Here is a 24,921-nt window from a genome sequence, read left to right as displayed (position 1 = left end):
GAGAGGTTACTTGCAACATTCGTGACGCATGTTCTAGGTTCTTGGCGTCGGAGAGGTAGCAACTCCGTCCCGTCCTGCGGGAGATGCGACAGCAAGGAGCAGTAAGTGATGCAGCACAGGAAGCTCGGCCGCACCGGCATATCGGTCAGCAAGTTCGCGCTGGGCACCCTGCGGCTGGGGGCGTGGGGGAACGCGGACCACGACGATGCGGCCCGGTTGATCCACACGGCCCTGGACGCCGGGATCAACCTCATCGACACCGCCGACCAGTACTCGGGCGGCGAGGCCGAGGAGATCGTGGGCAAGGCCGTCCGCGACCGTCGCGACGAGGTCGTGCTCGCGACGAAGGGTCACTTCTCGGTCCGCTTCAAGGACACGGATCCCAACCGGCAGGGAAACTCCCGCCGTTGGCTCACCAAAGCTCTCGATGACAGCCTGCGCCGCTTGGGTACGGACCGCATCGACCTCTACCAGGTGCACCGCCCGGACCCGGGTACGGACATCGACGAGACGCTCTCGGTCCTGTCCGACCTGGTGCGCGCGGGCAAGATCATGGCCATCGGGACATCGGACTTCCCCGCCGAACAACTCGTCGAGGCCCGGTGGACCGCCGACCGCAGGGGCCACATCCCCTTCCACACCGAGCAGCCCCCGTACTCCGTCTTCGTACGCGGGATCGAGGCGGACGTGCTGCCCACCGCCCAGAAGTACGGGCTCGGCGTACTGACCTGGAGTCCGCTCAACAGCGGCTGGCTGACCGGGCGGTTCCGCCGCGACAAGCCGATCGAGATGAACTGGTTCCGGCAGGCTGTCGCCCACAAGTTCAGCCTCGACCTGCCGGGCAACCAGCGCAAGCTCGACGCCGTCGAGCAGCTCTCGGCCTTGGCGGACGAGGCGGGAATCTCCCTGACGCACCTGGCGCTTGCCTTCGCGACGACCCATCCGGGCGTCACCTCGGTGATCCTCGGCGCCCGCACGGTCGAGCAGCTCACCGACCAGCTCGCCGCCGCCGAGGTCCGGCTCGACGACGAGGTCCTGGACCGCCTGGACGAGATCGTCGCCCCAGGCGTCACACTCAACCCCGCGGACATCGACTACCGGCGGCCGGCCCTGACCGACCCCGAGCAGCGCCGCCGGCCCGCCCATCACCGCTGACGGCGGCCCGGCGGCGACGAGGAAGTGCCGTGGGACCGCACTCGGTCCGCCTCAGACGCCCTTCAGAACACGATCGAGTGCCTCCCGGCCCGCCGGCCCCCAGTTCGGCTTGCCGCCGGGAAGGCCCCGGTCTCCGTTCTGCCCCATGAGCATCAGGAAGAGGCTCTTCAGCGCGGCCAGCCCGCGGGCGCGCCGGATCGCCGCCTCGTCCGCCCGCGCATACGTGTCGAAGAAACGTGCGGCACTGCCCGCGGGCAACAGCACCCATGCGGCGGCGAGGTCCCACGCCGGATCGCCGGCGAACATGTCGCCGAAGTCGATGATGCCCGAGAGCGTTCCGTCCGAGACGACGACGTTCGCGGGATGGAGATCGCCGTGCACCCACACCGGCGGGCCGTCCCACGCGTCGGCCACGGCGGCGTCGTCCCAGACGGCCTGGATGTCGGCCGCGAGCTCCTCGGGGGCAACGGCCCGGTAGAAGTGCTCGAAGCTGTCCGTGCAGTCCCTCGGATGGGCACCGCGGCCCGCATTGGTCGGCGCATCGGCGGGCGCCTCCACATGAAGCGCCCGAAGGAAGCCCGCCAGCGTGTCGGCGGCGTGGGCGCCGCGGCTGATCGAGCCGTGGTCCAGCGGCTCGCCGCTGACCCACGTCATCACGGTCCAGTGCTTGGGGAAGCGCTCGGACGGCTCGCCCCAACGCACCGGTGTCGGCACCGGGAGCGGCAGGCGAGGAGCCAGCACGGGCAGCCACTTCCGCTCGTTGAACTGGAGCTCCGGGGTGGGGTCCATGCGCTGCATGCGCACGGCCAGCTCGTCCCCCAGCCGCCACATCTGGTTGCCCCAGCCACCCGCCACCTCGCGGATGGCCAGGCCCGCGAGGTCCGGATGCTGCTCCCGCAGCAAGTCACGTACCAGGTCTGCGGTGATCTCGATCTCGGTGTCGGTCATACGAAGCCACAGTACCGAGGGGGGCAGGCGAGGCGGTGCCCAGGTGTCCGCTCACCGTCGGGCGGCCGGGCGGGCACACCTTCGGTGTGGCCCTGAACCGGCGGCCGGTGCCTCACACCGTCAGCCAGCCCCGGAGCGCGGCCTGCACCCCGGCCTGGAAGCGGGTCTGCGCGTTGAGGTCGTGCATCAGCCGGGTGATACGGCGGCGGACCGTATGAACGTGCATGTCCAGGCGCCTGGCCATCGCCTCGTCCTTGAAGCCGGAGGCGAGCATGGTCAGCAGCTCCCGGTCCTCGTCCGTGATCTGGTTGTGAGTGACGGACCCGATCGGGAGCGCCCGCTCCCAGACGGACTCGAACAGCGGCACCAGAGCGTTGCTCAGCAGCGAGTCGCTCACGACCAGGGCCGAGGCCGTCGGGTCCGCCGCGTCCGTCGGCGGCAGCAGGGTCACCCGGCGGTCGACGGTGATCAACTTCGTCGGCAGATCCGTGCCCACCCGTATCTGTACGCCCTGCACGGCCAGATCGCCCAGACCCCGGGCGCGTCCCTGGAAGCTGAGCCCCTCTCGGTCCACCGCGACGCGCACCCGTACCCCGCGCCGGACCGGCTCGGCGACGTCGAGGGGAGCGGGCATCCCGTCCGGCCGGCTGGCCGCGTAGGGCGGCCGGTCCAGGAGTGCCACCTCCTCGCTCGCCGACACCAGCAGCGAGGCAACCCGGGCGGCGATCGCGGCGCCGCCGCGGACCGTCTCGATGCCGGTGGCGCGGGGAGTGTTCACGGAACTCAGCAGCTGGGCGGCGATCCGGTCGACGGAGCCGGTCAGCTCCTCCAACTCGGCTGACCTGTGCAGGACTTCAGCCTGCCTCAGGTGAATCAGGTTCCGCAGCGCGGTTGCGGGAGCCACGGCGGCGGGCAACCCCGCCGCCCCTCTGGCCGGGTGGGTGAAGCCGTGTTCGGCCAGCTGATCGAGCGCGTTCGTGACCCGGCGTGCGGTCAGCCCCAGCGACTGAGCGAGGGCGGTACGGGAGGGGTGTGGTTCGGGTATGTCGAGCAGCGCTTCGTACACCCGGAGTTCGTCCGCCCCGAGCCCGAGCGCCTGCCATTGCGTGTCCCACCCAGTCAGCCCCACTGGCCGGATTCTCGCCTGTCAATGCAGGCCACACAAGTGTGGACGTCCACAAGTGCACACCCGGAACGCATTGTTCACACCCCTGTTCCGGTACTTGCATGTCCGTATCCGATATCCGTTCATGCAGAAATGGCACCGGAGGAGCACCGTGCGGAGTTCAGCACGCAAGAGATCAGCCAGAGCAGGACAGGGGGCCGGCAGCATGGTCGTCGGTCAGGGCATAGCCGCAGTGCTGGCCGCCGCAGGCCTGTTGGTGACAGCGATACCGGCCGCCCACGCGGACACCGCGACCGCGTCCGTCTCGTCCGAGGTGACGCCGGGAGCCGAGACCGAGACTCCGTCGCTCGTCACCGATCTGCACGAGTCGGTGACCGCCACCGGCAGCGCCGCCGACGCCGCGCGCGGCCACCTGAAGGCGAAGAAGAGCCGGTACCACATCGCCGACACCTCGGCCACGGACCTGACCTCCGTCGGGACCACCACCGAGAAGGGCGGCAAGGAGACGGTCCGCCTCCAGCAGAAGTACAAGGGCGTCGAGGTTCTCGGCGGCCAGTACCTGGTCCGGATGACCAAGAAGGACGGCAAGCGCGCCGTCACCGGCACCTCGGGCAACTACTTCACCCAGCTGAAGCTCGACTCGGTCACCCCGAAGGTCTCCGAGAAGACCGCGATCGAGCGCGCCGTCGGCGCCGTCACCACCCGGTTCGGCGGCGGCCTCCTGCGCGCCCCGGCCAAGGGCGAGAAGCAGGCCGCGGCGGAGTTCACCGGCACGGCCGGCGACGTCACGATCCTCCCGCAGGGCACCGGCGTGCTCACCCGGCACATCACCGTCACGGGCACCAACCCGGCCGACGGCTCGCCGGTGCAGCAGGAGGTGTACATCGACGCGCAGTCCGGCTTCCCGGTCATGCAGTACAGCGGCATCAAGACCTTCGGCGCCACGGGCACGGCCACCGGCGCGACGGAAGGCGTCGCGGCCCCCGCCGACGCCTCCACCGCGGCCGCCGACCAGCTCGTCGTCAAGGGCAGCGGCGTCCGCTACAACGGCCAGAAGGTCGACATCAATCTGTACAAGGACACCAAGGGTCTCCTGCAGATGATCGACTACAGCAAGCGGGCCGCGGACGACTCCCCGTACGCGGGCCCCATGCTCGCCACGTACGACGCCCGAGGCCGTGAGGCGTCCAGCGCCTCCGGTGTCTGGCCCACCGGCATCAAGTACTTCCAGCCGGCCACCCCGGAACTCGGTGAGGAGTACACCAACTCCGGCGCCGTGGACGCCCACTGGGCGGCCGGCAAGGTCTACGACTACTACAAGAACCACTTCGGCCGGAAGGGCCTCGACGGCCAGGACGGCTACATCTACTCCCTGGTCGGCGTCGTCCAGCGGGGCCAGCCGTACAACAACGCTTTCTGGGACGGCCAGAAGATGGTGTATGGCCAGGGTGGCGGCGACTACCGCACCTTCTCCGCCGATACCGACGTCGTCGGCCACGAGATGACCCACGGCGTCGTCGAGCACACCGCGAACCTGGTCTACGCGGGCCAGTCCGGCGCCATGAACGAGGCGATCGCCGACTACTTCGGCAACGCCATCGACCTGGAGGCCAACGGCCAGTCGATGGACGACCCGGACGCCGGTCTCCTCGGCGAGGACCTGTGCACCACCGCGGGCCCCCGCGAGTGCGCCCTGCGCGACCTGAACGACGGCGCCACCACGTCGAAGAACTTCATCGGCGTCACCTACAGCGGTGACAACGGCGGCGTCCACCTCAACTCGACGATCTTCTCCGGCGCGCTGTGGGACATGCGCCAGGACCTCGGCGCCGAGCTCGCCGACCAGTACGTCTACCGTGCCCTGTCCGCGTACATGACCCCCCTCGACGGCTTCACCGAGGGCCGCGCCGCGGTCATCGCCGCCGCGAAGGAGCTGGGCGCCACCAAGGCCCAGCTGGCGACCGTCAAGCGGTCCTTCGACGCGCACGGCATCGTCCCCGGCTGGGAGAAGGCCCTCGGCGTCGACACCGACACGCTCATCTCCAAGGTCAACGTCGCCAGCACCGGCGTGGGCGCGGCCGGCGGCAAGTACGCCGTCTCCCGCTCCAACGAGGACGGCAGCGAGCCGTACTCGGTGTGGCTGGGCAACACCTCCGGCAAGGGCCAGCCGCAGCTGGTGAGCGCCAACAACGGCGACTACAACGTCTACGCCAACACCGACGGCAAGACGGTGGTGTGGGCCGACTACAGCAGCCAGGGCATCTTCATCATGGCCCGCCCGGTCGGCGGCGGCCTCGCCAAGAGGATCGACGGCATCGGAAGCGACGTCACCGGCCTCGTCGTGGACGGCGACTGGGTCGCGTACACCGCCCTCAACCCGCAGTACGGTGTCACGAACGTCCGGTACGTCAACATGAAGACCGGCGAGTACGGCCTGGTCGACGGCGGCCGTCCCTACAACATCTCGGGCCTGGCCTCCATCAAGGACGGCAAGATCGCCTACGCCAAGGTGGCCCCCGACGCGAACGGCAACATGAAGGTCGGCGTCGAGGTCTTCGACACGGCGACCCACACCAAGACGACGATGCCCGCCTCCGACGACACCATGGGCATCGGCCAGACCGCGATCACCGACGACGGTGTCTTCTGGATCGAGGACGACGACGCCACCGACACCGGCAAGGCCGCGGTGCGCCGCGCGGACCTCGACGGCTCGAACCCGGTCACCGTCACCCCGGAGGCGGGCGAAGGCTCCCTGTACGCCTACTCGCTGACGGCCTCCGACGACGCGGTCAGCATCTCGACCGTCCCCCCGGCCACCTCGTGGGCCAACGACACGATGATGAAGCTGTACCAGATCGCCCCCGACGGCAAGGGCGGCGCGCAGCGCGTCTCCTGCAACCGCGGCGAGCAGACGTTCGGCGCAGCCGACGAGGGCCAGCGGGTCCTGTGGCTTGACGGCACCACCGGCTACACGAACCTCGTGAAGCGCGACCGCCCGGCGGGTCGTTGCTGATCGGGACCTGACACTCACGGGAGAGGCGGCCGGGCTTTGGGGAGCCCGGCCGCCTCTCCCGTGCTCGGCCGGGAGCGTGCGCCCCCGGCTGGTGCTCCGGCGTCCGCGTTCGCGCCTGATCCGTTCGGAGTAGCTCCGCTGGCAGCGGAGTGACGCCGCGGCAAGGCTGGCGGACGGGGTCGCCGACGGGCTGCCCCAGTCTGCCGCGAGGGAGCGCACCATGTCCGGGAACACCCAGTCCAAGCCTGCCCAGTCCTCGATCAGCCGGGCCAACGAGGAAGTTCGGAGCCGGTTCCCGTTCGATGACACCCAGGACATGGACGACGCCCGGCGCGGGTTCATGGGAACGGCGGAGAGCAGCGAGATCAGCACGGCCGACGGCACGTCCGTCTGGAATCTCGACGCCTACGGGTTCCTGGCGCAGGAGTGCCCGCCCACCGCCAATCCGAGTCTGTGGCGGCAGAGCCGCCTGGTCGCCGATCACGGTCTGTTCGAGGTCGTGGAGGGCATCTACCAGATCCGCGGATTCGATCTGTCGAACATGACGGTGGTCGAGGGAGAGCGCGGCGTCCTGGTGATCGACCCGCTGATCTCCTCAGAGACCGCCGCCGCGGCCCTGGCGCTCTACCGCAGCCACCGCGGCGACCGCCCGGTCACCGCGGTGCTGTACACGCACAGTCATGTCGACCATTTCGGTGGAGTGAAGGGCGTGGTCACCGCAGAGGAGGTCGCGGCCGGGGTGCCGGTGATCGCACCGGAGGGCTTTCTGGAGCACGCGGTCAGCGAGAACGTGTACGCGGGAACGGCGATGGCACGCCGCGCCGCCTACATGTACGGGGCCGCCCTGCCCAAGGGCCCGCAGGGACAGATCGGTGCAGGGCTGGGGCAGACGACCTCGACGGGTTCGGTCGGCCTGATCCCGCCGACGCTCGATATCACCCGCACCGGGCAGACGGAGACCGTCGACGGCATCCGCATGGTCTTCCAGCTCACCCCCGGCACCGAGGCCCCCTCCGAGCTGAACATCCACTTCCCCGACCATGCGGCACTGTGCCTCGCCGAGAACGCGACCCACAACCTGCACAACCTGCTGACCCTCCGGGGTGCGGAGGTCCGCGACCCGCGGGTCTGGGCCATGTATCTGACCGAGGCGGTCACCCTGTTCGGCGACTCCACCGACGTCGCCTTCGCCTCCCACCACTGGCCCGTGTGGGGCCGGGAGAAGGCGCAGTCGTTCCTCTCCGAACAGCGCGACCTGTACGCCTACCTGCACGACCAGACACTGCGGATGATCAACCAGGGCATGACGCCCCTGGAGATCGCCGAGGCGATGGAGATGCCTCCGGCGCTGGAGCGGGCCTGGCACACCCACGGCTACTACGGCTCCGTCAGTCACAACACCAAGGCCGTCTACCAGCGGTACATGGGCTGGTTCGACGGGAACCCGGCCCATCTGTGGGAGCACCCGCCCGTCGAGGCGTCGAAGCGGTATGTGGACTTCATGGGGGGCGCCGACGAGGTGGTGCGCCGGGCGCGTGACGCGTTCGCCGAAGGCGACTTCCGCTGGGTCGCGCAGGTCGTGAACCATGTCGTCTTCGCGGACCCGACCCACGCGGAGGCCCTGGCTCTGCAGGCGGACGCGCTGGAGCAGCTGGGGTACGGCAGCGAGAACGGGACCTGGCGCAACTTCTACCTGACGGGTGCCCTGGAACTTCGCCGGGGCCCGGTCGGGTCGCCGACCACCACAGCGTCTGCGGACTTCCTCCGCGTCCTCTCGCTGGACCAGCTCTTCGACGCCCTGTCCATCCGGGTCGACGGTCCTCGCAGCTGGGACGCGGACATCACCGTGCGCTGGAACGTAACGGGCGGGGAGCCCGTCACCCTGCGGCTGCGCAACGGCGTGCTCACCCACATCGCCGGGACCGGACCGGCCGTCTCCTCCCCCGACGTCGAGGTTGCTCTGGACGAGGCCGCGCTGCGTGCCGTCCTGCTGGGCAGCCTCCCCCCGTCGGAACTTCCGGGACGCGCCACCATCACCGGTGACGCGGCGAAGATCACCGAACTCCTCGGCCACCTCAGCCCGCCGGACCCGGACTTCACCATCGTCACTCCCTGACCCGACCGGCCACGGCGGCGCGGACCGGCACGGGCCGGTCCGCGCCTGCCTGGTCCCCGAGCTGTTTTCGGCAAGGAGAACGCCCATGGCATCCGTCGACGCCGCCACCCTCCGCCGGATGAGCGACGCGCTCTTCATCGAGAAGGGGCTGCGCAGCCCCGGCTCGACCCGGTTCTGGGGGCTGCTCGTCCTGGCCTCGGTCATCGCGAGCGCGGGCGTGGTCGGCGACTCGACGGCGACCGTCATCGGGGCGATGATCGTGGCTCCGCTGATGACTCCGATCCTGGGCAGCGCACTGGCGCTGGTCCTCGCCGACCGGTCGCAGGTGGTGCGCTGCGTACTGCTGGTGCTGGGCGGTGCGCTGGCCGTGGTGGCGGTCGGCATGCTTCTCGGGTGGATCGCCGCTCCGCCGGACGCGTTCGCTTCCAACAGCCAGGTCACGTCCCGGATCAGCCCGCGTCTGATCGACCTGCTCGCCGCGCTGGCCACCGGCACCGTGGGCGCCTTCGCGCTGGTGCGCGCGGACATCTCGGACACGCTGCCTGGTGTGGCGATCGCTATCTCCCTGGTGCCGCCGCTGGCCGTGACCGGGCTCCTTCTCACGGTGGGCCGCTATCACGACGCCGGAGAGTCCACGCTGCTGTTCGCGACGAACGTGGCGGCCATCGTGGCGACCGGCACGATCGTCTTCCTCGTCTTCGGCGTAAGGGGCGTGGCGCAGGAGTCGGGCTTCGCCGTGGGCCGGTTCCACGGTGGTTCGCTGGCGGCCGTGGTGGGGCTCATGCTCCTGATCGCCGTGCCCCTGACCACCGGGACGATCACCGTGGCCAGGGACCGCTCCCTGGCTGCCGACGCCCGCCCGGTCGCCGAGAGATGGGCCGCCACCGGGAAATGGCAGATCGCCTCCGTCGAGGGCCGCAACGGCGTCGTGGTCATCGGCGTACTCGGGCTGCCGCCCCAGCCGGCACCCACCGCGCTGCGTGCCGCCCTCGACCGCAACGGGATGCGGGACGCGGATCTCGAACTGCATCTGGTGGGCGGCCGCACCCACTGGTGCCCGGCGGACACCGACACCTGCACCGTGCGGGACTCGGCCATCGGCTGACCGCGTTCACGCCGCGCCCGGGCACCAGCCCCTGACACGGCGTCCCGCCGCAGAACCGCGGACGGCGGACCGTCTCGGCGGGCTTGTCCGGCAATGGCGAGCCCGCCCTGTAATGCCCGAGTAACGGCGTCTGTCTAGTGTCCGAGCTCCCCCGTACCGTTTCTGGAGGAGCTCACCCCGATGCACCTGCACCAACCGCCGTGGCGTGGCCGCGCCGTCTGGGCGGCGGCCGCCTTCACCGTCTCCGCTCTGCTGACCGCACCGCTTTCCACGGCCGCGGCAGCCGACGCCGCGCCGTCCCCCAAGGTCGACTCCGCGCTGCTAAACGCCGTTGACGGCGGCGGCCAGGCCTCCTTCTTCGTCGTCCTCAAGGACCAGGCGGACCTGTCCGCCGCCAAGAAGAAGCAGTCCCACGCCGCGAAGGCCAAGTCCGCGTTCAGCGAGCTGCGCTCCCACGCGAAGACCAGCCAGAAGTCGCTGAACACCTTCCTCGACAAGGAGAAGGTCGGCCACCAGGACTACTGGATCGCCAACGCCGTCCAGGTCACCGGCGACCAGGCCCTGGTCGACCGGCTCGCGAAGCGGCCGGATGTCGCCCGCATCGTCAAGGAGCAGACCTACAGGCTCGACGAGACGGAGAGCAAGGTCTCCGCCGCCACGGGCGGCACGGCTGCCGACGACGCCCCGGAGTGGGGTGTGAAGGACATCAAGGCCGATCAGGTGTGGTCGCAGTACGAGGACCGCGGTGAGGGCATCGTCATCGCGAACGTCGACTCGGGTGTGCAGTACAACCACCCGGATCTGGTGGCGAACTACCGGGGCAACAACGGCGACGGCTCCTTCAGCCACGACTACAACTTCTACGACCCGACCGGGAACTGTGCATCCGACGGCACCCCGTGCGACAACAACGGCCACGGCACCCACACCATGGGCACCATGGTCGGCAAGGGCGGTGTCGGCGTCGCACCGAACGCCAAGTGGATCGCGGCCAAGGGCTGCGAGAGCGACGAGTGCTCGGACGAGTACCTCCTGAAGGCCGGTCAGTGGATCCTCGCCCCGACCGACCACACCGGGCAGAACCCGCGCCCCGAGCTCGCGCCGAACATCGTGAACAACTCCTGGGGCGGCGGTGACACCACCTTCTACCAGGACATAGTCGAGGCGTGGAACTCCGCCGGGATCTTCGAGGCGTTCGCCGCCGGCAACGACGGTGACGGGGCGACCTGCTCCACCGCCCACGCCCCCGGCTCGCAGGCACCCGCCTACGGTGTCGGCGCCTACGACGTGAACGGCAAGATCGCCGGCTTCTCCGGTTTCGGCCCCTCGCTGGTCGACAACTCGATGAAGCCGAACATCTCCGCTCCCGGCGTCGACGTCCGTTCCACCTGGCCCGGCTCCTCGTACATGGTCGAGTCCGGTACGTCGATGGCGACCCCGCACGTCGCCGGCGCCGTCGCGCTCCTGTGGTCGGCCGCGCCCTCCCTGATCGGGAAGATCGACGAGACCCGCGCGCTGCTGAACCAGGGCGCTTCCGATGTCGACGACACGCACTGCGGCGGCACCGCCGGAATGAACAACGTCTGGGGCGAGGGCAAGCTCGACATCCTCTCCTCCATCGACAAGGCCCCGCACATCGCGGCCACCATCACCGGCAGGGCCACCGACACGGCCACCGGCACCGCCCTGGCCGGCGTCACCGTCAGCGCCACCACCGACGGCACGACGCGCAGCGTGACCACCGGCGGTGACGGCACCTACCGGCTGACCCTGGCCGCGGGAACGTACGACTTCTCCTACAGCGGCTACGGCTACGCGACCGGTAGCGACAACGATGTCACCGTCGCCGAGAGCCAGTCGCTGACCCGGGACATCACCCTGGACGCCGTGCCGCAGCACGCCGTGTCGGGCACCGTCCTGGACGTCACCGGCAAGCCGCTGGCCAAGGCCACCGTCGCGGTCGAGGGCACACCTGTCCCGGCCGTCACCACGGACGCCACCGGCAGGTTCACACTCCCCCGGGTGTCCGAGGGCGCGTTCACCCTCACCACCACCCCGCCCGTCCCGGTGCGGTGCAACGGTGTGGACAGCACCGAGCTCAGCATCGACGCCGACAAGACGGTGAACGTGCGGCTCCCGGCCCGTTCCGACGCCTACGGCAACAGCTGCACCCCGGGCACGTACGCCTGGATCGCGGGTTCGACGAAGGTCGCCGTGTCCGGTGACGAGGACGCGAAGAACATCGCGCTGCCCTTCCCGGTGAAGTTCTACGGCGCCTCCTACACCAGTGCCGCGGTCACCACGAACGGTCTGATCAACTTCCTGGCCCCTCGTGTCGGTGACTACGTCAACACCGCCCTGCCCGCCGCAGCGAAGCCCGACGGCATCGTCGCCCCGTTCTGGGACGACCTGGTGCTCGACAACAAGTCGTCCGTGCAGACCGCGACCACCGGCAAGACCGGCAAGCGCACCTTCGCCATCGTGTGGAACAAGGCGCTCTTCGCCGACGGTGGCACCGACCGCGTCACCTTCGAGGCCGTCTTCGAAGAGGCGACCGGCGCGATCACCTTCCAGTACAAGACCGTCCCCGGCAACGGCGGCAAGGCCACCGTCGGCATCGAGAACCAGACCGGCACCGACGCCCTCCAGTACTCCTTCAACCAGACGGTACTGACCAACGGTTCCGCCATCCGCATCGCGCAGGGAGCCAAGTAATGACAACCCGCACCTCAAGGCGCGCCCTGCGCCTGGCCTCCACCCTGGTGGCCGCCGGCCTCGCCCTCACCGCGGCCCCGCACGCCCTCGCCGCCACCGGCGACGACGGCTCCGCGATGAAGCTCACCAGCCGGCAGGCCGACGAACTCGCCACCCACATGGGCGTCGACGTCTACGGCGACAACCTCAAGTCCATCAACGCCGGTGACGTCACGGCCGGTGCCGCCGACGACGCTCCGGTCTCCGGACTCGACGCGGCCGGCACCGATGCCTCCGCGCCTGTCACCTTCACCAACACCTCCGCCCTGGAGGGTGTGCGCGGTCTCGGTGCGACGATTCCGGCGGGCTCCGACGGCAGCTACTTCACCGTCCACAGCCTCGGCAACGTCCAGCTCCACAAGGCCGACGGCACCACCGCCTGGGCCCGCAGCAACGCCTCGCTCTACACGGACTGGCAGGCCGAGCCGCAGCGCGTGTGGCAGGTCGAGCCCTACCCGGCGCACGTCATGATGGGCTACAACGCGGTCAGCCCGTTCACCCCCGCCTCCGACCAGGGCTTCGATGCCGGAGACCTGACCGGCGACGGCACCCCCGACCTCGTCTTCTCCGCGAGCGTCGGCTCCTCGCCCTACCGTCCGATCACCTCGCCCGGCTCCACCCTGCCCACGGGCACGTTCGTGACCGTCCTGGACGGCAGAACCGGCAAGATGCTCTGGTCGAAGCTGTACTCGTACGCGACCTCGGTCAAGCTCGTCGAGGGCACCCTGCTCGTCGGCAACACGCCCGCGTACAACCAGAACGCCCCGGCGGACGAGACGGCCACCCTCTACGGCACCCGCTTCTCCTACGCCGACGGCGCACTGACCCCCACCACCACCTGGGCCTACGACACCCAGCACACCGACGCGACCTGGGGCGCGCTGGAGTCCGCCGGTGACGGCAAGGCCTCGGTCTCCTGGGACCTGCAGAAGACCGCCACCACGCCGAGCAGCAGCCGCACGCTCGTGCTCGACGTGACCGACGGGTCCGTCAGCTGGCACACCGACAGCGCCCTCTACAGCCGCCAGCTGCACCTGGACACCACGCGCAACCGGCTCGTCGCCCTGGAACAGGCCGACCCCGCCGACGGCGTCCGCTACGAGATCGTCTCCTACGCCGTGGGCACCGGCGCCCGCGCCACCCTCGACAGCCGCTCCAACGTCGTTCCCACGGCCATGACCATCGGCGACCTCAAGGGCACCAAGAAGACCGAGTACGCGGTCGCGGAGTCCAGTTTCGATCCCGACCTCTACGTCAACGCCTCCACCGTCCGCGTCCTGGACGGCACCAGCCCCGATACCGCGCTGTGGTCACACACCACCAAGCGGAACGCCGACAACCTCGAGGACGGTGCCAGCACCTGGCGCCTGGACATCGTGAACGGCAGCCTGGCCGCCTCCGCGCAGAACGACACCGGCATGGACACCGCCGAGAACGCCGGCGGTGGCGGCAGGGCCGACCTGACGGTGTTCAACGGCAAGGGCGCCGTGCGCTGGGAGCACCGGGACAACACCGCGTCGCCGATGTTCCAGCAGGTCTTCAGTGACAAGAGCGGACAGCACGTCCGGGTCGTCGACCAGGAACAGAACGTCCGCACCTTCGACCTCGCCAAGGGTGCCGAGCAGAACCTCACCCCGCTCCAGGGCGAGCTGTCGTTCGCGAAGGCCCTCGACGTCGACGGCGACAAGAAGCAGGACGTCGTCGCCGGCGGAACCTCGCACGGTGTGTGGGCCTACGAGGGCGGCTCGCTGCTCAGCGGCAAGCCGAAGAAGCTGTGGCAGGCCACCGTCACCGGCCAGGTCCACGCCATCGAGACCGGTGACGTCACCGGTGACAGCAAGCCCGAGATCATCGTCGCCGCGGACACCGCCACCGTCGTCCTCGACGCACGCACCGGCAAGACCCTCACCACCATCGACGGCGGCAACAGCGCGGGCACCTTCGTCCGCTCCGTCACCGTCGCCGACGTCAACGGGAAGGGCAAGGACGAGATCCTCGTCCCCACCGACGCCCTGCGCGCCTACAACGGCAACGGCAAGAAGCTCTGGCAGTACGCGGCACCCACAGGCTCCGGAGACGTCGTCTTCTCCGACACCACCGCCGCCGACGGACGCGTCTACACCCAGTACACCAGCGTCGGCGCGATAGGACTCGACACCGCGGCGGTGGACGGTGTCGCACTCAACGGCAAGAACGGCAACGTCCGTTGGACCGCCTCCCCCAAGGCCCCGGCCGAAGCCGTGGACGGAAAGATCCACGGCGCGCTGCTGGACCACGGCGTCTATGCCTCGCCGAACATCCCCTACGCCGACGGCCACGCCGTCGTCTACACGTGGATCGTGCAGGCCGTGCCGGACTTCGACTCGACCTCTGCCGCGTCCGCCTACGTCGTCGCGGAGATCCGCGACGGGCGCACCGGCGAGCTGCTGCACCAGACGGTGACCGGCAGCCCGTGGTCGCACGGCAACTTCTTCACCGGTGACGCGGACGACGGCCTGCTCGCCACCAGCTTCGGCACCATCCGTGTGTTCGGCGCCGACGGCAAGGACGGCAAGGGCTCGGTGTCCGCGCCACTGCGCACCACCCAGTTCATCACCGGCCCCGGCGGGCGCAAGCTGCTGGCCGGCGGCGTCGAGGGCGGCGTGGGGGCGTGGGACCCCGCGCTCCTCACCAGTGGCGACTCCTTCACGGGCGCCCTCGGCTCCGGTAACGCATCGGGCGGCCGCAACTACCTCGCCGTCGACCTCGACGGCGACGGGGCGGAGGAGATGATCTCGCTCAACTTCAACACCACCGGCTACGACCGGATGGCGGAGGAGCTGGGCGGGCGCGTCCTCAGCCCGGACAACAACATCCACCAGATGACGACGTTCAAGCTGTCCTGACCCCCTCCCGGCTGATCGCCGGGAGTCCACGCCGCGATCCCCCTGGGCCACGCCCAGGGGGATCGCGGCGTGCAGAGGCCGTGTGAGTGTCCGGGCGTCACGGACCTCTACCCACACGCGGAGCCTCCGACTACCTTAATTCGGAACTCATATCCATTATCTGGAACTCATGAAAGATGAGGCGCCGTGCACACGCTCACCTTCCTGACCATCGGTCAGGCCCCGCGTCCGGACCTGTCCGAAGCCATCGAGGCACACCTGCCGGCGAACGCACACGTCCGGCACGCCGGTGTGCTCGACGGTCTGACCCGCCAGGAGGCCGAGTTCCGCTTCGGGGCGACGGCGGGTCGCGCGACCCTGCTGAGCCGACTGGCCGACGGCAGCTCCGTGACCCTGGACGCCGAAGCCGTCGGGGCCGGGCTGCAGACCCGTGTCGATCAGGTGGAGGACGCGGGCGCCGACGTCGTCGTGCTCCTGTGCACCGGCGCGTTCCCCGGACTGCGGACCCGGCGGGCACGGCTCGTCGAGCCGGATGCCCTGGTCACGGGATATGTCGGGACCGTCCTGCGGGGCAGCCGCGTCGGGTTCGTCGTACCACTGCCCGAGCAGGTGACCGAGGCGCGCGAGAAGTGGCGGTCCGTCGTCCCGGACCCCGCGTTCACCACGGCCTCGCCGTACGCCGACAACGACGCGGCCCTGCTCGCGGCGGCCTGCACCCATCTCGAGGCGGGCGCGAACGTCCTGATGCTCGACTGCATGGGCTACGGGGTGCGGCACCGCCGGTCACTGCGTGCGGCGGGGCTCACCGTGCCGGTCCTGACGCCGGGTGCGGTGGTGGGCGCCGCCCTCGGCCCCCTGCTGGACTGAGGGCCTCAGCGGTCGGCGTCGGTCTCGACGTACCGCAGCCAGTACGGGTCGCCGATGCGCTTGCCGACGCGCAGCGCGGCGTCCCGTACCGCCCGGCCGAAGCGGGCCGCGTTCCCGTCGTGCAGCTCGGGCGCGGGCAGCGCGACGCCTATGCCGAAGATCTGCCCGGTGTCGCTGTCGAGGACGGCGGCGGAGACGCCCGCGACGTTCGGCACGTACTCGCCGCGGGATGACTCCCAGCCGTCGGCACGGACGCGGGCCAGGCAGGAGGTCAGCTCACCGGGGGTGCGCGGGGCGGAGCCCGTGCTCTGCTCCAGGCGCGCGTCGACGAGGCGCAGCACCTGCGCGTCGTCCAGGCGGGCGAGCAGCGCCCGGCCCATGGAGCTGGCGTAGGCCGGGGCCCGGGTGCCGGCCGGGGTGTACGCCTGGAGGGCGCCGGTCGTCCCGAGCCGCATGTGGAGCACGAGCGACTCGGGACCGTCGAGCACGTCCACGTATCCGGTGTACCCGATGTCGGCGACCAGCCTGGCCAGCTCCTCCTCCAGGAGCGAGGCCGTGCTGCGCGAGGCACGGAAGTGGTATGAGGCCTCCATGACGAGTACGCCGGGGCGGTAGGCGCGGCTCGTCGGGTCGCGGTCGAGGAAGCCGTAGTCGGCCATCATGCTCAGCGTCCGCGACACGGAGCTCTTGGGCAGGCCCAGCGCCCCCGCGACATCCGTCACGGTCAGGTCGCGCTGCAGACGTGCCATCAACTGCAGGACATCGCGCGCGTTGGCGAGTGTGCTCACCGTTCTCCCGCCTCCCCCGAGCTCACCCGAGTCGTGTCGTCCGATCGTAAAGGGCGCCCGGGCGCCCCCTCGACCGCCCCTCGTCCGCGACTCCGGACCGCCCACATTTCGAGAATCCCGGCTCAGCCCTTGACGGCGGAATGCGCCATATGGATGATCCAAAGAGATCCAGATATTCAGATGCTGTTCCATATTTTAGAACTTTCCCAGGCGACTGACAAGGCGCCCACCCGTACGGGAGCACCGAAGACCCATGAGCACTGACGCCTCTCCCCAGGCAGAGACCTCGCACTCCGCGAGTGAGGGCCTGCGCCATCCCCGCGCCCTCGCGCCCGGCAACCTGATCCTCACCGTGGTGCTCAGCGTGTTCGGCGCGATCGTGGGCGTACAGCTGCTCGCCACGCTCGGCGTCACCCCGAGCACCTCGCTGATCGGCGCGCTGGCCGCGATGACGCTGGCTCGCGTACCGCTCGTCTGGTTCCGCGGATTCCGCTCGGTGCACGCCCAGAACCTCGCGCAGACCAGCATCTCCTCGGCCACGTTCGGCGCCGCGAACAGCCTGTTCCTGCCGATCGGCATCCCGTTCCTGTTCGGGATGGACGACATGATCATCCCGATGCTGATCGGCGTCTCCGCCGCCATGCTGGTCGACGCCTGGCTGCTCTACCGGATGTACGACACCCCGGCGTTCCCCGCGAAGAACCCCTGGCCGCCCGGTCTGGCCGCCGCCCAGGCCATCAAGGCCGGCGACGAGGGCGGGCGCCGCGCCAAGGTGCTCGGCCTGGGGCTGGTGACCGGCCTGGTCGGAGCCGCGTTCACGCTGCCGATGTCGGCGTTCGGCGTGGCCCTGATCGGCGGTTTCGGTGCCATGGCCGCCTTCGGTGTCGGCCTGCTGTTCAACCAGTACGCCGACCCGCTGTTCGGCCTCGACCTGGGCGCCATGTACCTGCCTCACGGCATGATGATGGGGGCGGGTCTGGTCGCCCTGGTCCAGGTCGGCCGCACCATCGTGAAGGTCCGGCGCACCCCGGCGGACGACACCCGCGCGGCCGGCGCGCCGGAAGGCGCCCGGCGTCTGGGGCGCTCCATGCGGCTGGGCTTCGGCGCCTACCTCGTGATCTCGGTCCTGCTGGCGTTCGGCACCGGTGCCGCCACGCACATGAGCCCCGGCATGCTGATCGGCTTCCTGCTGTACGCCTCCGTCGCCGCGTTCCTGCACGAACTGCTCGTCGGCATCGCGTCGATGCACTCGGGCTGGTTCCCGGCCTTCGCGATCGCCCTGATCACGCTGCTGCTCGGCATCCTCATCGGCTTCCCGCCCGAGGCGCTCGTCGTGCTGTCCGGTTTCACCGCCGCGACCGGCCCGGCCTTCGCCGACATGGGGTACGACCTGAAGGCGGGCTATCTGCTGCGCGGCGAGAACGCCGACCCGGCCTTCGAAATGGAGGGCCGCCGTCAGCAGCTGATCGCCGCCATGATCGGATTCGGCGTCGCCATCGTCGTCGTCCTCGTCTCGTACCGGATGTTCTTCGACAACGGGCAGACCGCCCCGATCGATGCCGCGTACGTCGCCGCGATCAAGGCGGGCCCGTCCGCGGAGACCGCCCGGGACCTCGCCCTGTGGGCGATCCCCGGCGCGATCGTGCAGCTCATCGGCGGCTCGAAGCGCCAGCTCGGCATCCTGCTGGCGACCGGGCTGCTGATCACCACACCGATGGCCGGCTGGATGGTCGCCGCCGGCATCGCCGTCCGCGTCCTCGCTCCCCGCGTCCTCGGCCCGAAGGCCAAGGACGACCTGGAGGTCTTCGCCGGCGGCGCGATCGCCGGTGACGCCCTCTACTCGTTCGGCAACGGCGTGTTCAAGGCCGCCAAGTAGGCCAGTGGGCCCAGCCGGACGGCCCGTACGTCCTCTCGCACCCCTGTACAGAACCACCCTGGGAGAACCCCGTGAAGCGACAGTTGACCCATGACGACATCCGCGCGGCCGTGTACGGCGGTGCCGTACTCGGCGGAGGCGGCGGCGGATTCGTCGAGCGGGGGCTGCGCACCGCCGAACTGGCCCTCCAGATCGGCATACCGGAGCTGTGGTCGGCCGACGAGTTCGCGGCCGACGACCTGACCGCGACGGTGGCCCTGGTCGGCGCCCCCGCGGCGCCCGACCCGCAGGTGTTGCCCACGCACCTGCTGCGCGCCCTGGAACTGCTCCGCCGTGACCTGCCGCGCCCGCTCGTCGCGATTCACACGAACGAGAACGGCGCCGAGACCACCATCAACGGCTGGTTCCACTCCGCGATGACCGGCCTCCCCGTCATCGACCTGGCCTGCAACGGCCGCGCCCACCCCTCCAGCGTGATGGGCGCGATGGGCCTGCATCAGGAGGAGGGCTACCTCTCCTCCCAGGGCTACGCGGGCGGCAAGCCGTACGCCTACGTCGAGGGCTCGGTCTCCGGCCGTCTGGACGCCACGTCGAACGTGGTCCGGCGCGCCTCCGTCGAGGCGGGTGGCTGGGTGGGCGTCGCCCGCAACCCCGTCGAGGTCGGCTACGCGGTGCGCAACGGCGCCCCGGGCGCGATCGGTTCCGCCATCGAACTGGGCCGCCGCTTCCTGGCGGGCGGTGTGCTCGGCGCCGCCCAGCATCTCGGCGGCGAGATCGCCGTGACCGGCACGGTGCGCGAGTACCGCTGCGAGCAGCGGGAGGGCCTGGACGTGGGCGTCGCGGTCCTGGACGACGCGGCGCGCACCACCCTGTACATCGTCAACGAGTACATGGCGCTCGATGTCGCCGGTGTCCGCCGGGCCACGTTCCCCGATCTGATCACGACGTTCGACGAGGACGGGCAGCCGCTCGCGTCGGCACACGTCGAGGTCGGCAAGCAGGTCAGCGTCCTGGTCGCCCCGGCCGAGAACCTCCTCCTCTCCCGGACGATGTACATGCCCGATGTGTACGCGCCGGTGGAGGAGCTGCTCGGCATCGAGTTCGCCCCGGCCGCACGGGTCCTCTCCGATGCCTGAGCAGGCCCCGGCCGGTGTCGCCGAGGACGGCTCCGTACGGGAGTTCTGTGACGCCCAGTGGGAGACGGAGGTGCTCCCCCTCGTACGGCAGCACATCCGCGTCCCGGCGGTCAGCCCCGCGTACGACCCGGACTGGGAGGCCCACGGCCACCTCGACCGGGCCGTCGACGCGGCGGCGGCGTGGCTGCGGAACGTACCGCTGCCCGGCCTGCGGGTGGAGGTCCTGCACGCGCCCGGACGTACGCCGCTGATCTTCTTCGAGATACCGGGCGAGGGCACACAGGCCCAGGAGACCGTCCTGTTCTACGGCCATCTCGACAAGCAGCCCGAGGGCGACGGATGGACCGGGGGCCGCACCGCGTGGGAACCGGTCTTCGACGGCACCCGGCTGTACGGCCGCGGCGGCGCCGACGACGGATACGCGCTGCCCGCGTCGGTGACCGCGGTGCGGGCGCTGGCCGAGCAGGGCGCGGCCCGGCCGCGCTGCGTCGGCGTGTTCGAGGCCGGTGAGGAGTCGGGCAGCCCCGACCTCGACCACTGGTTCGCCGTGCTCGCGCCGCGCATCGGCGAGGTGGGCCTGGTGGTCTGCCTGGACTCCGGTGCGGGCGACTACGAACGGTTGTGGCTGGTCACGTCGTTGCGCGGGGCCTGCGGCGGGACGCTCGACGTCCGGGTCCTCGGCGACGGCGCGCACTCCGGGGACGCGGGCGGTGTGGTGCCGTCGTCGTTCCGGGTGCTGCGGCGGTTGCTGGACCGGCTGGAGGACGGCGCGACGGGTGCGCTGCGCCCGGACGTTCTGCACTGCGAGGTGCCGGACGAACGCCGGGCCCAGACACGTGAGGCGGCGGCGCTGCTGGGCGAGCAGGTCTGGGGCCGCTTCGACTGGTACGGGAACGCGTCCCCGGTGACGCGCGATCCCGAGGAGCTTCTCCTCAACCGGGCCTGGCGCCCCAGTCTGGAGGTCACCGGAGCGGACGGGATTCCTCCGGTGGCATCGGCGGGCAACGTGCTGCGTCCGCACACGCGTGTGAAGGTCTCGCTGCGGCTGCCGCCCACGGTGGACAGCGCGGCGGCCCTCGCGGAGGTCGGCCGGATCCTCGAGGCGGACCCGCCGTACGGCACGTCGGTCCGGTTCACGCCCGACCGGGTCGTCGCCGACGGCTGGCACGCACCCGCCGAACAACCGTGGCTCCGGGCGGCGCTGTCGGCGGCGAGCCGGTCCTGCTTCGACGGGGCGGATGTCGCCCGGATCGGTCAGGGCGGCACGATTCCCCTGATGGGGAAGCTGACCCGGCAGTTCCCCGAGGCGCAGTTCCTGGCCTGCGGTGTGCTGGGCCCGGGCGCGAACGCCCACGGCCCGAACGAGTCCCTCCATGTCCCGTACGCACGACGCCTCACGTCGAGCCTGTCGCTGATCCTCAACGACTACGCCCTCCGGCCCCGGCCTGAGTGAGCCCGCCCCCGCGGGCTGAACGACGCGTGGAATCGCGAGGGCCCGCCCCGGAATGCTTCCGGGGCGGGCCCGTTCGCGCCTGTGGACGGGCTGGATCAGCTCGTCAGGTCGGGGCGCTGGGTCACCCGGATCGAGTTGACCAGCGTCGTGCCGGTGACCGCCTTGAAGCCCACCTCCAGCCGGCCGTCGGTGACCTTGACCGTGAACGTCCTGGACAGTTCGGTCCGGGCACCGCCCGACTCCAGGCGGACGTCCACGTCCGCGACCTTCTCCACACCTTCGGCCGTCACGTCGAAGACACGCTGTCCCGGCTTCACGCCCGCCGGCTCGGCGAAGCCCAGCTCCACCTGGTAGACGCCGTTCGGGACGGCACCGAAGCGGTACTCGCTGACGCCTTCCCGGCCCGAACGCAGCAGTTGCTGCTCCTGGGAGCTGCCGGCACCCGCGATGTCCTTACGGGTGTAGGTGAGGGCGGTGCTGTCACCTACGTACCCGAACGAGCCCTCCACGTACGGCCGGTCCTGGGTCCAGGTGTCTCCGAGTGCGTCCAGGGACGCGGTGTCCGCACCCACGTCCACACCCTTCTGGTACGCCGGGACGACCAGCTTCAGCGGCAGCGAGAGCGACGGTGTGCGGGCGCTCTCCGATGTCAGCACGAGGGTTCCCGAGTACACCGTGCCGGGCTTGGCCGCGGCCGTGTCGAAGGTCAGCGTCACCTGCTGCCGCGCGCCGGCACCCAACGTGCCGGACGCCGGGGCGATCTTCAGCCAGGAGGCGCCGGACTTCTCCGCGACGGTGTACGCGGCGGACGAGCCGCCGTTGGTGAGGGTCAGGGTGCGCCGGCGCTGCTCGCCCGCCGGAACGACCAGCTGCCACCCGGACCCGTTGTCGGCCCGCACCGCTCCCGTGGTCAGGGCGGATTCGGTGCGCAGCGCGGACAGGCTGCCCAGTTCGGCCGTGCGGGTCGCGGTGGCGTAGTGCGGCGCCGTGATCGTGACCTTGTGGTCGGCTGCCGCGTCCACCGGGACCTGCGTCAGGTACGCGCCGTCGGAACGGGTGGTCGCCGTGCCGACGCTCGTCCCGTCGCGGGTGACGGTGACGGTGGCGCCGGCGACCGGCTTGCCGTCGTTGGCGTCGGTCACCGTGCCGGAGACGACGGCGTGACCCTCGGGCCGGAAGCTGATCGCCATGCCGTCGCGGACGGAGAGCTGGTCGTACGAGTACTGCAGGGCGTCGGTGCCGTCGTGGTTCTCGGCGCCGATGGTGGCGCCGGTGGCCTGCTCGAAGCCCTTGGCGCTCGGGTCGATGCCCTTGTAGTGGAAGGTGTATGTGCCGTCCTCCCCGATCACCGCGGCGAAGCCGATGCGCCGGGTCGTGTCGCGGGCGATGAGCATGTCGCGCCACTCGACGACGTACTCACGGTGCGGGGCGTTGCCGCGTACCGCCGTGTAGATGCCGGAGGAGGCATCCATGGCGAGCTGGTCCCAGAACGGGGAGAGCGCGCCGTTGGCCGGGGCCTTGTCCGGCAGCGGGGTGTTGTCAAGCAGGGAGAGGTAGCCGAAGATCAACTGGCCGTCACGGGTGACCCAGCCCTTGTCGTACGTGTGGCCGTACAGGGCGACCGGGAAGGGCGGGGTGACGGCCGTGTACGACGTGATGCCGAGCCTGGTGTCGCCCGCGGGGAACTCCTCGGAGACCTGACGGCATGTGGTGCCGAAGGCGTCGGTGCGGGTGGCGAGGGCGACGTCCTTGGTGGCCGTGCCCGTGGCGACGTCGGTCACGATGCCGATGGTGGCCGCGCAGTGGTTCAGTGGGGTCAGGCTGATCCGGTAATCGCCGCCCACGGGCAGCGTCAGCTTGTAGCTGCCGTCGGCTGCGGTCGTGGCGCGGACCGGGGTGCCCTGCACCTTGATAGCGACGTCGGCCTCGGTGCCGGATTCGCTGCGCACGGTGCCCGTCAGGGTGCCCGTGGGTGCGGTGGCGAGCGCCGTGTCGTGGGTGGCGGAACCGCCGTCGGTGACGGTGAGTTCGGCGGTGTCGGTGACATAGCCGAACTTGTTGACGGTCACCGTGTACGCACCGGAGACCAGCCGCGGGAAGGCGTAGGTGCCGTCCTTCTTCGTGGTCAGGGTGGCGTGCGTGGGACCGGCCACGGAGACCTCGACGTCGGCGGTCCGCTCGCCGCCGATGGTGACGGTGCCGGTGAGGGCGCCGACGTGGTCGCGCGGGGCCGCGTTGACGGCGGCGTACGCGTCGAGCCGGCCTTCGCCGTAGACGTTGTTGAAGGCCGCGGTGCCGCCGCAGGTGGTGTCGTCGACGTCGATCGCGGCCTTGTTCAGCACCGCTTCGGTGGCGGTGATGTCACCACGCAGTGCCGGGGCCGCCGACCAGAGCAGAGCGACGGTGGCCGCGGTGTGCGGTGAGGCCATCGATGTGCCCGACTTGGCCGCGTAGCCGCCACCGGGGGTGGCGGAGCGGACGTTGACGCCGGGGGCGGCGATGTTCGGCTTGACGGTGCCGTCGACGCCGGGTCCGCGCGAGGAGAACGAGGCGATCTTGTTGTTGCTGTCGAAGGCACCCGAGGCGTACGTGTTCGTGTAGGCGCCCGGGGAGCCGGCCGTGTCACAGTACGATCCCGCGTTGCCGTTGGAGAAGGCCGGGAAGATCCCGGCGTCCCGCCACGACTGCACCATCGCCTGGTACCAGGTGTCCAGGCTGTCGGAGCCCCATGAGTTGTTGATGACGTCGGGGGCGCGATCGGGGCGCGGGTTCTCCCCGTCGGCGTCGGTCGGCGCGACCATCCACTGCCCTGCGGCGAGCAGCGCGTCGCGCGGACAGCCCTGCGGGGTGCAGGCCTTGGCCGCCATCCAGCGGGCGCCGGGTGCGACGCCTGTGGAGTTACCGGCGCCGTCCTCACCGACCATGGTGCCCATCGTGTGGGTGCCGTGCCCCAGATCGTCGCAGGGCTGTGCCGCACCGCAGGTGTGGGTCGCGTCGAACCAGTTGTAGGCGTGGTCGTACGTGCCGTCGGTCTTCAGCCCGCGGTAGGCGGCGGCGAGGGCGGGGTGCTGGTAGTCGACGCCGGTGTCGATGCTGCCGATGACCGTGCCCTCACCGCGAACCCCGTACTCGTTCCACACCTTGGGGGCGTTGATGCGGTCGATGTTCCACTCGATGCCGTCGACCTTGGCCTCGTTGGTGCCGTTGACCGCGGGCGGGAGCGGGACGGTGTCGTCGGCCTCGATCGACGCGACGTCGGATCGGGCGGCGATCTTCGCGGCCAGGGCCTTGCTGCCGGTGACCTTGACCGTGTTGCTGATCCAGTACGACGTGTAGGACGCGTCGGCCTGCTTCAGCAGTGCGGTGAGTCCCTGCTGCGAACTTCTGGCGTAGGCGGTCTTGGCCTTCAGGACTGCGCGGCCCTGACCTGTCTTGGTGGTGGCTCTCTTCGCGGCCGAGGTGTCGGCCTGCGCGTCGAGCTGTACCCAGAACGAGACCTTGTCGTGCCGGGTGAAGTCCTTGAGCAGGGCGCTGTCCGCCTTGCTCTGCAGGGTGCTCGGCGGGACCGGTTCGGGGTCGGCGGCGACGGCCGGCAGGGCGCCCAGGAAGGGGGCGCCGAGGGTCGTGGCAAGCACGGTGGTGAGCAGTCCTCGCCACCGGGGTGTTCTGTGTCGGTTCACGTCTGCATTCCTCATC

General features: G+C 70.4%; 14 protein-coding genes. 10 read left to right on the top strand and 4 right to left on the bottom strand.

Annotated features, from left to right (window positions below):
• The first annotated feature begins 108 nt into the window (after positions 1-108).
• Positions 109-1,155 carry an aldo/keto reductase gene (locus OG521_38560; protein WUW26359.1) on the top strand — a complete coding sequence of 349 codons (1,047 nt, stop codon included), beginning with the start codon at positions 109-111 and terminating at the stop codon, positions 1,153-1,155.
• Positions 1,156-1,206: 51 nt separating this feature from the next.
• Here OG521_38560 and OG521_38555 read toward each other — a convergent pair whose 3' ends face one another.
• Together OG521_38555 and OG521_38550 are read right to left on the bottom strand one after the other, a co-directional pair.
• Positions 1,207-2,103: an aminoglycoside phosphotransferase family protein gene (locus tag OG521_38555; protein ID WUW26358.1), complete on the bottom strand. Its 897-nt coding sequence runs from the start codon at positions 2,101-2,103 to the stop codon at positions 1,207-1,209.
• 112 nt (positions 2,104-2,215) lie between these two features.
• Entirely contained in the window at positions 2,216-3,232 is a 1,017-nt protein-coding gene (locus tag OG521_38550; GenBank protein ID WUW26357.1) for a LuxR family transcriptional regulator, read from the bottom strand.
• A gap of 202 nt (positions 3,233-3,434) precedes the next feature.
• Here OG521_38550 and OG521_38545 point away from each other — a divergent pair, with 202 nt between their 5' ends.
• From OG521_38545 to OG521_38520, 6 genes are all read left to right on the top strand, one after another.
• Positions 3,435-6,245 carry a M4 family metallopeptidase gene (locus OG521_38545; protein ID WUW26356.1) on the top strand — a complete coding sequence of 937 codons (2,811 nt, stop codon included), beginning with the start codon at positions 3,435-3,437 and terminating at the stop codon, positions 6,243-6,245.
• A gap of 220 nt (positions 6,246-6,465) precedes the next feature.
• Positions 6,466-8,361, top strand: a complete 1,896-nt coding sequence (locus OG521_38540; protein ID WUW26355.1) for an MBL fold metallo-hydrolase — start codon at positions 6,466-6,468, stop codon at positions 8,359-8,361.
• A gap of 85 nt (positions 8,362-8,446) precedes the next feature.
• On the top strand, positions 8,447-9,466 hold the full coding sequence (locus tag OG521_38535; GenBank protein ID WUW26354.1) for a DUF389 domain-containing protein: 1,020 nt from the start codon (positions 8,447-8,449) through the stop codon (positions 9,464-9,466).
• A gap of 180 nt (positions 9,467-9,646) precedes the next feature.
• Entirely contained in the window at positions 9,647-12,181 is a 2,535-nt protein-coding gene (locus OG521_38530; protein WUW26353.1) for a S8 family serine peptidase, read from the top strand.
• Positions 12,181-15,105: an FG-GAP-like repeat-containing protein gene (locus OG521_38525; protein WUW26352.1), complete on the top strand. Its 2,925-nt coding sequence runs from the start codon at positions 12,181-12,183 to the stop codon at positions 15,103-15,105. Before OG521_38530 ends, OG521_38525 begins: the two co-directional genes overlap by 1 nt.
• A 186-nt stretch (positions 15,106-15,291) precedes the next feature.
• Positions 15,292-15,972 (top strand): AroM family protein, encoded by a 681-nt coding sequence (locus tag OG521_38520; GenBank protein WUW26351.1) that lies wholly within the window; start codon positions 15,292-15,294, stop codon positions 15,970-15,972.
• Positions 15,973-15,977: 5 nt separating this feature from the next.
• Here OG521_38520 and OG521_38515 read toward each other — a convergent pair whose 3' ends face one another.
• Positions 15,978-16,760: an IclR family transcriptional regulator gene (locus tag OG521_38515; GenBank protein ID WUW26350.1), complete on the bottom strand. Its 783-nt coding sequence runs from the start codon at positions 16,758-16,760 to the stop codon at positions 15,978-15,980.
• A 253-nt stretch (positions 16,761-17,013) separates the two neighbouring features.
• Between OG521_38515 and OG521_38510 the strand changes: the two genes are divergently transcribed.
• The 3 genes from OG521_38510 (at position 17,014) to OG521_38500 (ending at position 21,225) form a co-directional block, all read left to right on the top strand.
• The gene (locus tag OG521_38510; GenBank protein ID WUW26349.1) at positions 17,014-18,636 is read left to right on the top strand and encodes an OPT/YSL family transporter; all 1,623 of its coding nucleotides are present in this window, start codon (positions 17,014-17,016) and stop codon (positions 18,634-18,636) included.
• A gap of 71 nt (positions 18,637-18,707) precedes the next feature.
• A complete protein-coding gene (locus OG521_38505; protein WUW26348.1) occupies positions 18,708-19,772 on the top strand; it encodes a DUF917 family protein in 1,065 nt (354 codons plus the stop codon).
• Positions 19,765-21,225: a M20/M25/M40 family metallo-hydrolase gene (locus OG521_38500; GenBank protein WUW26347.1), complete on the top strand. Its 1,461-nt coding sequence runs from the start codon at positions 19,765-19,767 to the stop codon at positions 21,223-21,225. The genes OG521_38505 and OG521_38500 overlap by 8 nt, the downstream gene beginning before the upstream one ends.
• Positions 21,226-21,320: 95 nt before the next feature.
• On the opposite strand, the gene OG521_38495 is transcribed toward OG521_38500, so the two are convergent.
• A complete protein-coding gene (locus OG521_38495; GenBank protein WUW26346.1) occupies positions 21,321-24,905 on the bottom strand; it encodes a S8 family serine peptidase in 3,585 nt (1,194 codons plus the stop codon).
• Positions 24,906-24,921: the final 16 nt, after the last annotated feature.

Origin of the sequence: Streptomyces sp. NBC_01463, assembly GCA_036227345.1 — a bacterium.
Lineage (GTDB): Bacteria > Actinomycetota > Actinomycetes > Streptomycetales > Streptomycetaceae > Streptomyces.
This window is presented reverse-complemented; position numbering and strand designations above follow the sequence as displayed.